The sequence below is a fragment of the Mesorhizobium sp. M7A.F.Ca.CA.001.08.2.1 genome (assembly GCF_003998455.1).
GTDB lineage: Bacteria > Pseudomonadota > Alphaproteobacteria > Rhizobiales > Rhizobiaceae > Mesorhizobium > Mesorhizobium ciceri.
The window spans coordinates 1-10,101 of sequence record NZ_RZPW01000147.1 but is presented as its reverse complement, the minus strand read 5'-3'; the positions used below and the strand labels follow the sequence as shown (position 1 = coordinate 10,101).

General features: G+C 60.0%; 11 protein-coding genes. 3 read left to right on the top strand and 8 right to left on the bottom strand.

The window, feature by feature from the left end; all coding sequences use genetic code 11:
* Window positions 1-13: 13 nt before the first annotated feature.
* The 3 genes from EN914_RS11565 to EN914_RS11555 all read right to left on the bottom strand — a co-directional run bounded on the left by EN914_RS11565 (window position 14) and on the right by EN914_RS11555 (window position 1,145).
* On the bottom strand, window positions 14-469 hold the full coding sequence (locus EN914_RS11565; RefSeq protein WP_024502373.1) for a hypothetical protein: 456 nt from the start codon (window positions 467-469) through the stop codon (window positions 14-16).
* Between the two features lie 142 nt (window positions 470-611).
* Window positions 612-842: a hypothetical protein gene (locus EN914_RS11560; RefSeq protein ID WP_013533183.1), complete on the bottom strand. Its 231-nt coding sequence runs from the start codon at window positions 840-842 to the stop codon at window positions 612-614.
* Between the two features lie 84 nt (window positions 843-926).
* The gene (locus tag EN914_RS11555) at window positions 927-1,145 is read right to left on the bottom strand and encodes a hypothetical protein (RefSeq protein WP_013533184.1); all 219 of its coding nucleotides are present in this window, start codon (window positions 1,143-1,145) and stop codon (window positions 927-929) included.
* A 219-nt stretch (window positions 1,146-1,364) separates the two neighbouring features.
* Here EN914_RS11555 and EN914_RS11550 point away from each other — a divergent pair, with 219 nt between their 5' ends.
* A complete protein-coding gene (locus EN914_RS11550) occupies window positions 1,365-3,665 on the top strand; it encodes an FdhF/YdeP family oxidoreductase (protein ID WP_127389085.1) in 2,301 nt (766 codons plus the stop codon).
* A gap of 84 nt (window positions 3,666-3,749) precedes the next feature.
* Here the strand turns inward: EN914_RS11550 and EN914_RS11545 are convergent, their stop codons facing one another.
* From EN914_RS11545 to EN914_RS11530, 4 genes are all read right to left on the bottom strand, one after another.
* Window positions 3,750-3,968: a hypothetical protein gene (locus EN914_RS11545; protein ID WP_013533186.1), complete on the bottom strand. Its 219-nt coding sequence runs from the start codon at window positions 3,966-3,968 to the stop codon at window positions 3,750-3,752.
* Complete coding sequence (locus EN914_RS11540; protein WP_013533187.1) at window positions 3,965-4,228, bottom strand: hypothetical protein; 264 nt, start codon at window positions 4,226-4,228, stop codon at window positions 3,965-3,967. The genes EN914_RS11545 and EN914_RS11540 overlap by 4 nt, the downstream gene beginning before the upstream one ends.
* A 299-nt stretch (window positions 4,229-4,527) precedes the next feature.
* Window positions 4,528-4,908 carry a response regulator gene (locus EN914_RS11535; protein ID WP_024502370.1) on the bottom strand — a complete coding sequence of 127 codons (381 nt, stop codon included), beginning with the start codon at window positions 4,906-4,908 and terminating at the stop codon, window positions 4,528-4,530.
* The gene (locus tag EN914_RS11530) at window positions 4,905-8,015 is read right to left on the bottom strand and encodes a CheR family methyltransferase (protein WP_024502369.1); all 3,111 of its coding nucleotides are present in this window, start codon (window positions 8,013-8,015) and stop codon (window positions 4,905-4,907) included. The genes EN914_RS11535 and EN914_RS11530 overlap by 4 nt, the downstream gene beginning before the upstream one ends.
* Window positions 8,016-8,286: 271 nt before the next feature.
* Between EN914_RS11530 and EN914_RS11525 the strand changes: the two genes are divergently transcribed.
* Entirely contained in the window at window positions 8,287-8,943 is a 657-nt protein-coding gene (locus tag EN914_RS11525) for a response regulator (RefSeq protein WP_081714228.1), read from the top strand.
* Window positions 8,944-9,045: 102 nt separating this feature from the next.
* Here the strand turns inward: EN914_RS11525 and EN914_RS11520 are convergent, their stop codons facing one another.
* Window positions 9,046-9,318, bottom strand: a complete 273-nt coding sequence (locus EN914_RS11520) for a hypothetical protein (protein ID WP_013533191.1) — start codon at window positions 9,316-9,318, stop codon at window positions 9,046-9,048.
* Window positions 9,319-9,525: 207 nt separating this feature from the next.
* Between EN914_RS11520 and EN914_RS11515 the strand changes: the two genes are divergently transcribed.
* On the top strand, window positions 9,526-10,101 hold a 576-nt coding region (locus EN914_RS11515), incomplete at its 3' end, for an NAD(P)-dependent oxidoreductase (protein WP_127389084.1).

Here is a 10,101-nt window from a genome sequence, read left to right as displayed (position 1 = left end):
TCCATGAGCTTTTTCATGGCTTCGGCGCGAAATATTTGGCGTAGGCGGTAGCGAGTGCACGCGACGCCAGCCGTAAATCCTGTTGCGCGTCTTGGACTTCCAGCCGGTCATCTGCCTGCAGTCCGGCCTCGGCACGCGTCACCGCGACCGACAAATCATTGACTGCTTTTGTCAGAGAAGCTTGCTCGGTGGGTTCACTGGTTTCGGCGGACCGGATTTGCGCCCCGACATCGGCAAGCGTCTTGCCGATCGATTGCAGCGTGTCCACCGTGTATGCGGTCGGCGCCGCCCCTGCCGCCCAGGCGTCCAGCGCCATCAACACGGTCTGCGATGCGGACGCCACGGTTCGTGATTGCTGCTCGATCTGATCGGAAGATGAGCATGCCGAGAGCATCAGCAAAAGCAGGCACAGGCAATCGAGCCTGAGATAGCGGCGGCTAACGATCAAATCAGGCGTTTGGTGCGCCACAGGATAGTCTCCCCGACGCAACAAACCGCGGCCGGCTTGAATCTGATCTAGAGCACTCGACGAGTCCGTCAACAACCGCGCCTCCCGATCCGGAGCACGAGGCGATCTCATCAGGTTTCGATTGCTAGTGGGGTGCTGAACGTCAATCGGGGCGATCCCCGCTCGAAGCGTCTTGGATTCCGTATTCGTGAATGAGGCCGAGAACCTGACTTCTGACTGTGTCGCGCGCGTCGGGCTGGATGAAAAACATCAGCCGTTCGACCGCTTCCACAACCGCTTCCGGCAGATCCGAAACCGCATCGGTGAGTTCGCTGCCATGCTCGTACATATTGTCCGTCAGCTTCTTGTCGAGGTCGGAAAGGATGCCCATCATCCGCACTCCAGATCGGTACTGTGTTGATCTCAGTTCGACAGCGTTACTGCCAGGTCACCCTCCCCTGTTGCTGCCAGCCATCGATCACTGTTGCCCCGGCATTTCCGTGTTTTCCCTGGGATTTTTCTGGACGCCGGCAGCCGGGGCGGTATCCGCCGGGGCATTGCCGCCCTGGTTCTGCTCCGGCGCGCGTTTCAGCGGCGAGGTCTGCCATCCCATGTCAACGTAGAAAAAGCCGACGACGAAACCGACAATGATGACCGCCGCTATCACCAGCGAGATTATTGCGTTGCGTCGCTCCATTTTCCGGCTCCTTCCATCGCCGAACAGCCCATGACGGAAATAGTTCCACAGGCAAGCGCCCTCAGTGAGGACCGGGTCTGGCGCTTGCCGGCCTGGCCTCCAGCGGTGGGGCGATCCGGGATTGGCGGGATTGGATTGAACCAGCGACGTTCCCATCCCGGCAGCGGGGAACAATCAACGAGCGGCGAGGGTTGGTAGTCGCACTTGCGAGGTTCTGCCATGAACCCTGCCGTTACCGATCATGTCGAAATCAAGAAATACGACCACCCGACGGGCGGCTGGGGATCCCTGTCTTCCTTGATCCGTAAAGCCTATGGCGAAGGCCTTCTGATGTCTGGGATATGGAGCACTCTGCTCAAGCAGAACAAGGCAGACGGCTATATGTGCGTTTCATGCTCATGGGCCAAGCCGGCAGAGCCGCGGCCTTTCGAGTTTTGCGAAAATGGCGCCAAGGCCACGCTGTGGGATCAGACGAAGCTGCGCTGCGGCCCCGATTTCTTTGCACGACATTCCGTCACCGAACTGCTCGATTGGCCGGATTGCGAGCTGGAAAAGCAGGGCCGACTGACCGATCCGTTGCGCTACAATGCCGTCACCGACCGCTACGAGCCGGTGTCCTGGAATGAAGCCTTCGCCGAGATCGGCATGGAACTTCGGCGCCTCGATCCGAAATCGGTGGTTTTCTATACGTCCGGCCGGGCCTCTTTGGAGGCTTCCTTCATGTATCAGCTGTTCGCGCGCATCTACGGTTCGTCGAACCTGCCCGATTCTTCCAACATGTGTCACGAATCGACCTCGGTCGGGCTTCCCAGATCAATCGGCTCGCCGGTTGGAACCGTACAACTCGAAGACTTTTCGCAATGCGACATGATGTTCTTCTTCGGCCACAACACCGGGGTGACGGCGCCGCGGCTGTTGCACCCGCTGCAGGAGGCCCGTGAACGCAATGTGCCGGTGTTCACCTTCAACCCCTTGCCGGAGCGAGGGCTCAAGCGCTTCAAGAACCCGCAGAATCCCGTTGACATGCTGTCGCCGGGGCCCGGCACGAAAATGTCCAGCGACTTCTTCCAGGTCCGCGGCGGCGGCGATATCGCCGCCATGACCGGCATCGCCAAGGCTGTGCTCGCGCTCGACGATGCGGCCCGCGAGCAGGGAAGCTCGCGTATCCTCGATATCGGGTTCATCGCGGAACATACGCATGGTTTCGCCGAATTCGAGGCCTATCTGCGCGCTGCCGCGTGGGATGACATCGTCGCCCGGTCGGGCATTGCGCGACCGGATCTGGAGCATGTCGCCGAAGTCTACAGCCGGTCCAATGCGGTGATCGGCAACTATGGCATGGGTCTGACACAGCACAGGCATGGCACCGAAAACGTGCAGATGTTGTGCAATCTGCTGCTGATGCGGGGCAATATGGGAAAACCCGGCGCCGGCATTTCGCCCCTGCGGGGTCATTCCAACGTCCAGGGCCAGCGCACCGTCGGCATATCCGAAAAACCTGAACTCGTTCCGCTCGACAAATTCGCCGAGTTCTATGCATTCGAGCCCCCGCGCGAGAAGGGCCTCGATACGGTCGAGACTTGCGAAGGCGTCATCGCCGGCTCGGTGAAAGGCTTTGTCGGCCTGGGTGGTAATTTCGTCCGCGCCGTGCCCGAAACCGGCCTCGTTGAGAAAGCCTGGCGCAGACTTGGCCTGCATGTCGAAATCGCGACCAAGCTCAACCGAAGTCATCTCCTGCCGGGGGCAGTAACCTATCTGTTGCCCTGCCTGTCCCGGTTGGAAAGAGATCGCCAGGCAAGCGGCGATCAGACCGTTTCCATGGAGGATTCGACCGCCTGCATCCATGGGTCCTTTGGATCGCGCCCGCCGGTTTCGCCAAACCTGCTTTCGGAACCGAAGATCGTCGCGGAGCTGGCCAAGGCCACCGTGCCAGACATGAGTTCGATCCCGTGGGATAAGTGGATTGCCGACTATTCTCGCATCCGTGATGAGATCGAGCGCTGCTTTCCACAGCATTTCCGCCAGTTCAACAAGCGGTTCCTGACACCCGGAGGCTTCCATCGCGACATCAAGGCATCGAAGCGAATTTGGGAGACGCCGAACAAGAAGGCCAATTTCAAGCCGCCCACCACGCTGGAGACAGATCCCGATATCGATGTCTCGGGCCAAAAGGTGCTGACGCTGATCACAGTGCGATCCAACGACCAGTTCAACACGACCGTCTACGGTTATGATGACAGGTTGCGCGGCATCCACGGTACACGCATGGTGTTGCTGATGAATGAGGCCGACATCCAGCGGTTCGGACTGACCGCGGGGCAGCAGATCGATCTCGAAACGCATGCCGATGACGGTGTGGAGCGGCGTGTGCGCGGCCTTCGTGTGACACCCTATTCCGTGCCGCAAGGCAACTGCGCCGGCTATTATCCGGAACTCAATCCCCTGGTGCCCCTATGGCATCGCGCCAAGGAGGCCCACGTTCCGGCCGTCAAGTCCGTTCCCGTAAGAATTGTTTGCTGAGGCCGGAGGCCTCGGTTCCGGCCGGAGAGACGTGTCCGGCGACCGCGCCGTTGGGCACAGAAGCGGCCGTAGCCGCCACTTGGCCTAGCCGCCACTTGGCTTTGGAGATGCCGGCTGGGTTGGCTGCGTACCTTGCTGCTCGCCGCCGGTGCTGGTCTGCGGTGTCGGGTTGGTGTCGGTCGTGGGATTCTTGTCGACCGGTTGGCTGTTCGTAGTATCCGTCTTGGACTTGGCTGGATCGGCATTATCGTTGCACCCCGCCAAGGCGAGCAATGCCGCCGACATCAATAGCACTGCTCTCATGCTGACTTCTCCTGGAGTTCGGGCGAAGCCGCCTGCCAATGACCTATTCGGTCGAACCGCACCGAAAGCCCTTGCTTGACGGCGCTTCTGGCCAGCAGATGGTCCAGTTCGGCATCTTCAATCGGACTTCGTACGACCTGGCGGATGGCTTTGCAGGCAAGTTCCGTCGAGACGAAATCATATCTCCTGCTCCTGGCTACAACATATTGTTCGACCAGCATTTTTACGCGCCTGAGCGCGATTTCTTCGGCGAATTGCATTTTGTTCCTCCTGCACGCCGAACTGCCGAACCGGTACGTTGTTCCCACCCCGGTCCAAAAACATGATCGTCGAGATCATTAAAGGCTCGCGCTTTCCAACAGAAAGCGCGAGCGGATCAGGCTGAGGGGGACCCGATCGTCCAGCATCAAACGAGGGGAGCGATGACGCTGCACGGCTACCGAACTCGCACGGGCTTGAGTTGTTCCACTTCGCGGTCCCTGAGGTGTTCACAGTCGAATGAACCCTAAATCGGGCGGGCCGGAGTCACCGGATCGATCGAGGCCAGCACTGCCTGAAATCACGAAGAATGCGTGTCGGGACGAAGCGATGCCAGGTCGGCCAGGGTGTTGAGAAGGGCAGCGTCGCCTGCCGGCTTCGGCACGAATTTGCAGTTTCGGAAGGGTTTGGGAACGTCACGGGGGCCAAATCCGGTCATGAAGGCGAAGGGGATACCGCGAGCCAACAGTGTTTCGGCCACGGGCAGACTTGTTTCACCGTTCAATTGAATGTCCAGCAGCGCCACGTCGACTTTGCCTGCATCGATAAGTTGACGAGCCGCGGCGACCGACGAGACCGGGCCGATCACGGGATAACCCGCCGCACGCAGGCGAGACGCGACGTATTCGGCGATCAGCCATTCGTCCTCGACCACCAGAACGCGCGGCCTGTCGTCGCTCACGGCGCCTCCTTGTGGTTTGCCGGAAACGCAATCTGGACGCTGAGGCCGTCCTTGTGGAACGCGGTCTCGACATGGCCGCCCAGCCTGTAATCAATTTCACCCTGCAACAAGGTCAGCCCAAAGCCATTGTCCAACGGCGCCTTGACAGGAGGGCCGTCCTTTTCTCGCCAGCCAAATGTGAAACTGTCATCGTCGATCGACCATTGCACACTGACCTTGCCGTCGGTTTTTGACAAAGCGCCATACTTGGCCGCGTTGGTGGCCAGTTCATGGATGGCCATACTCAGGGAGAGCCCCTGTTGCGGACCTAGTTTGACATCCTTGCCATCGAGTTCGATCCGATCGATGCCGAATGGTTCGAGCTCCTGCTGGAGCATTTCCCTGACCGAGGCTTCCTTCCATCTCTCCCGGGTCAGCAGGCCGTAGGCCCGCGACATGGCATGCAGGCGGCCGATCAGCGCATCCGCGAACTCCTCCTTCGTATCAGAACTTTCCCGCGTGCGGCTTGCAATGCTGGCGATCACCGCAAGCATGTTCTTGACCCTATGGTTGAGTTCCGAGATGAGCACCTGCTGATGCTCTTCCGCCTGTGCCAGAGTGGTGACATCGACAAGTGTCACCACCACGCCCTGGATCCTGTTGCCCTTGTCGCGATAGGGATTGATGCGGACCATGTGGAACAGGCCCCTGGCATCGCGTGCCAGATGGTGATTCAGGATCTCGCCTGTCTCGAAGACCTTGTCGATGTGCTGCTTCAACTCGGGGTAGTCGAGCTGGCTAGACAGATCCGTCAGCGGCCGGCCGACATCGGAGGGACGCAGGCTGAAGAAGGATGACGCCGCCGGCGTGAAGGTACGGACCACAAGGCTGCGGTCGAGGAAAATGGTCGCGATGTCGGTGCTTTCGAACAGGTTGCGCAGATCGCCGTTGACGTGGTCGAGCTCCTCTATCTTGGCCGTCAACTCGGCGTTGATCGTGTTGAGCTCCTCGTTGAGCGACTGCATCTCCTCCTTCGAGGCTTCGAGTTCCTCATTGGTGGACTGCGCCTCCTCATTGACGGAGACGAGTTCCTCGTTCGACGATTTGACCTCCTCCAGCGCGGTCTCGTATTCCTCGATCGTCGATTGCAGGCGCTCCCTGGTGTCGCGCAGCTCCCGCTCGAGATCGGCGGTGCTGTCACTGTCACGGCCGCCGCCGTCTTCCTCTGAGCGGGCCTGGGTCGGCCCCGACGGTTCGAACAGGACGAGATAAAGCGGCTCGCCATTGCCACGTTCGGTGAGCGGTTCGATCGTGAGCTTGATCGGCTGGACCCGTTCGTCGTCTTCCTCTACGATGAGGTTTTCCCGCACCACTGTGCGGCGCGTCGTCGTCGCTTCCCGCAACGCGGCGCGGAGGTCCAGTCGCAGCCCACGCCTAGCCATCGTCAGCAACTGCCGGCTGGGAATCCCTTGCGGCGCTTCGAGATATCTGCCGGTCCTGGCCGAATAATAGACGACATCGCCCTCGGCGTTGACCAGGACATGCGGCGGAGCGAAGCGCTCCAGCACCTGCGCCTCGACAGCCTGGCGCAGCGGATAACCGGCGGCTCCCTTCCTTAAGCCGGCGCTTTCAGAGGGAAAGACGCCGGAACGGCTCTCACCGATCAAGGCGGGCAGCCTGATATGCGGCGAGGCATGCTCGCGCGCCTGGAAGAGACGATGTTTCTTGTCGACAGTGGCAAACAGATTGTCGTGCTGCCCAACGCTTTCGGAGGTGCCGAGGAACAGGTAACCGCCGGGCTTCAATGCATAGTGAAAGACAGGGATGACACGGCTCTGGATGCTCGGGCCGAAATAGATCAGCAGATTGCGGCAGGAGACCAGATCCATGCGCGAGAAAGGCGGATCGCGAATGACGCTGTGCGGCGAGAAGATGCACAGTTCCCGTATCTCGTTGCTAATGACATAGCTCTCTCCGTCGCCGTTGAAGAACCGCTGTCGGCGTTCGGGTGAAAGCCCTTGCAGCAAGGCTTCGGGATAGCGTGCCGCCCGGGCCACCGCCAGCGCAGGCTCGTCTATGTCGGTGGCAAATATCTGGACGCGCGGAACGACCGTAAGCTTCTCCATGTGTTCGCGCAGCAGGATGCCGATGGAGAACACCTCCTCGCCCGTGGCGCATCCGGGAACCCAGACCCTGACGGTGTCGCTGGCGGTCTTGCCTTCGAACAACTGCGGTATGATCTTTCGCTCGAGCAACTCGAAGGCATCGGGGTCGCGAAAGAAGTTGGTGACATTGATCAGCAGATCGCGAAAAAGGTTCATCACCTCGCGAGCATCTTTCTTCAGCCAGTCTATATAGGCGCTGATGGAATGGACCTGGGCGATCTGCATGCGTCGCTTCACGCGGCGCAGAAATGTCTTGGTCTTGTAGCCCGAGAAGTCGTGGCCGGAGTGGCTGCGCAGAATGGCGTATATCTGTTCTCGCACCTTATCGATGTCGGCCGTATGGTCGCCATCTTCTTCCGCCAGCCCTTCCAGCGTGTCGAAGCCGCGGGCGAAAGCCTCCAGCTTCGCCCCGATCTCCTCGGCGGGCACAGCGACGTCGACGAGCCCGCTGGCAATAGCGCTCTGTGGCATGTCGGGATTGCGCGGCCCGTAGCCGTCGTGCGCTTGCGCGACAGTGAGGCCACCCCGCTCCTTGATCGCCTTGGCGCCCAGCGTTCCATCGGAATCACCGCCCGACAGAATGACGCCCACGGCATATTCGCCCTGGTCTTCAGCGAGCGCACTAAAGAAGATGTCGACGGGTTTGCGCTCTTGGGTAAGCCCGTTGGGCCGCCGCAGGCGCAGCACACCGTTGGCGATCGCCAGAGTGACGTTTTGTGGCATCACGTAGACGTGGTCAGGTACAACAGCTATGCCATCCTCGGCCACAACGACAGGCATCTCGGTGTAGCGGCTGACAACTTCATGCAACAGACTTTCTCGCTTCGGGCTGAGATGCGTGATGATGATGAACGCCATGCCGGGCTGGCTGGTAACGCCTTTGAACAAGCCTTCCATCGCGGGAATGCCACCCGCGGACGCGCCGATGCCAACGATGGGAAATCTAGTCGATCGGGCAGTCACGGCATGTCCCCCTTTCGCCGACCCGACATGAAGTCTCCTCAAGGCCGGATCGAACAGGACACAACCATATAGCGCGCAAGACGTATGGAACAAGACGTCAGGGATGACGTTGAACCCGATATCAATGGTGGTTCAATGACGAAACGCTCTGCTGACATAAAACTCCGAGCGCCAGTGGTGTCAGGGGCGCCTGGATCGCTAGCAGATTCCGATGCGGGGCCCGTCCCGGATCGCATGCTGATGCTTGCGAAGCGGTTGCAGGCGGCCCTGGATGACAGAATTCGGGAAGCGAATGCGCTGCATGCTAACCTCCGTTGCAAGAAAGGATGACGATGTGCGCGACCTGCGGGGGCTGCATATTCTGATAGTCGAAGACGAATGGACGCTGGCGGGAGATCTTGCGCGGTTCTTCAGCAATATGGGCGCCATCATTCTCGGGCCCGCCGCAACCGTCGAACAGGCATCCAAACATACCGAAACGGCCGAAGCTGCAATCCTCGATGTCAATCTCAATGGCCGACGTGTGTTTCCAATCGCCGATGAGTTGATGCGCCGGGGTATCCCCTTCGTGTTCTTCAGTGGCGATGACGACATCGCCATTCCCGATCATCTCCGCTACGCCAGCAATTTGCGGAAATCCTCGGGCAGCCAGGCGGTGTTCAACGCACTTTTTCCCCCGCAGGCACCGGGGCGGGCGAGTTCCATGCCGGACCCGTCCGACGATGTCTTCGCGCTTTTGCCTAAACTGCGACTTGCGGCTCGCCTTTTGCTGGGAGACGTCGACGCATCGGATCGGCTCGTCGAGAGGACGCTCGAGCAAGCGATCCGGGATGTCGACCGCAGACAGCTTGGTCAATCCACTGAAAACTGGCTCAACGGCATCATGCGAGAGATGGCGAAAACCCGCGGCGCAAACCTGATGCATTAGTTTTACCCTCCCTCTCAGGCTGAAGTGGTAAGCCGCGGGGCCGTCATTGTTGACCACATCTCGAAAACTGGGCCGTACAGATCAGCCGCTTGGCTTGTGTCATCAGTCCTTCTGATCGCGCTCGACGAATTTGTTGAAACGGCTGGCTTTCCCCTCCCCGGTCTTGGCCTGATACAGAAAGGCCAGATCGTTCTCGTCGAATATCCGGAAGAACTCGTCCCATTCGATGGGCTCGAATGCTTCCTCAGGCTCACCGAAGTCGATCCGCAGGATGCCGCCCTCGCCTTTTGTGCGCACCACTGCCGGCCGGCCGTCCCGCTCCTCGGCCCACTTGCGAATTTCGTCGTGGTCGGTGGTCGTTTGCGACTGAGACATTGAAATCTCCTTTGATCGGCGTTGCCCCATGGGACACGCGGGCTGTCGGGCGCCCTAACAGCACAAGGGCGTCAATGTTCCAGCACCGCGCCGTGATCGCGATGCCGGCTCCCAACGAAGTCCGCCAAAGGAACTTTGTTGAAGCAAGGGAACAAACCTTTTGCCGAAAAGTTCGGGGCGCCGAGGTTACTTGTCTGAGGAGTCGTCGTGAAACGCATATTGGTTACAGGAGGCTGCGGCTTCATCGGCCGGCATGTCGCACAGGAACTCGTCGAGCAGGATTATTCGGTTCGCATCCTCGATGCGCTGCTGGAGCAGGTGCATGCAGGCGAAGCCGTCGCGCTTCCCGCCGGGACCGAACTGATCAAGGGTGATGTCCGAGACCGGGAGGCGGTCGCCAGTGCGCTGGAAGGTGTTGACGCGGTCATTCACCTGGCGGCGGAAGTCGGCGTCGGACAATCGATGTACGAGATCGCGCGCTATGTCGGCGCCAATGATCTCGGCACCGCAACGCTACTTGAAGCACTGATCAAGCACCCGGTCGAACGGATCGTCGTCGCCTCGTCGATGAGCGTCTATGGCGAAGGGCTCTATGCAACGCCAGACGGCCGGCGCATCGACAATGCCCGGCGCAAGGCGAGCGACATCAAAAGCGGGCAATGGAATCCGCTATCGCCAGAGGGAGCCCCCCTCTCGCCGCTGCCGACGGACGAAGAAAAGCCGGTCGATCTCGCCTCAATCTATGCGCTGACAAAATACGCACAAGAACGCGCTGTGCTGATC